General features: G+C 45.7%; 1 protein-coding gene. It reads right to left on the reverse strand.

Annotation, left to right across the window (positions count from 1 at the left end):
* Positions 1-327, reverse strand: a 327-nt coding sequence (gene crl / locus J5M73_RS31120) for a sigma factor-binding protein Crl (RefSeq protein WP_207816895.1), incomplete at its 3' end; no start/stop codon positions are given.
* Between the last annotated feature and the right edge of the window lie 174 nt (positions 328-501).

The raw sequence follows: 501 nt of genomic DNA on the forward strand, positions 1-501 counted from the left end.
GCCAAGTAATTTTTCATGGAATTCACGTAAGGTGTATTCCAGTCGCTCTACCACTTCAGTCTCTTTCACCGGCACCGCAGTCCAGTTACCGTCTTTATCAAACAAACCAAACTGATAACTATACGTGAAGCGTTTTTCCTGCGCCTCCAGTTCCATCCACCAGCCCCAGAACTCGCGTTTCTCAGGGGCCGGTTTCACGTTGACGCAAACAGCCAGACAATCGAAAAAAAATCGATTATCTTCGCACTGCCCTTCCCGGATGTACGGGCCAAGCGCGGTGAATTTCTTGATCAATCTACTTTTCGGATGCCCACTCGGTAACGTCATTACGATCTCCTTAGGTGAAGCACCTGTTTTACCAAATCGATAAAATTTAGCAAACTTTTAACACAATCTCTGATTGATCCAACTGGTTATTTCCTGCAACCCTTTGGCAAAATTGCGATACACCGGATTGAAGGGGATCTCCAGTAGCTTACCGTCTGAAGATGAAGATGTGAT

The organism is Pseudomonas sp. 50_B (genome assembly GCF_017491625.1).
In the GTDB taxonomy this organism is placed as follows: Bacteria; Pseudomonadota; Gammaproteobacteria; order Pseudomonadales; family Pseudomonadaceae; genus Aquipseudomonas; species Aquipseudomonas danubii.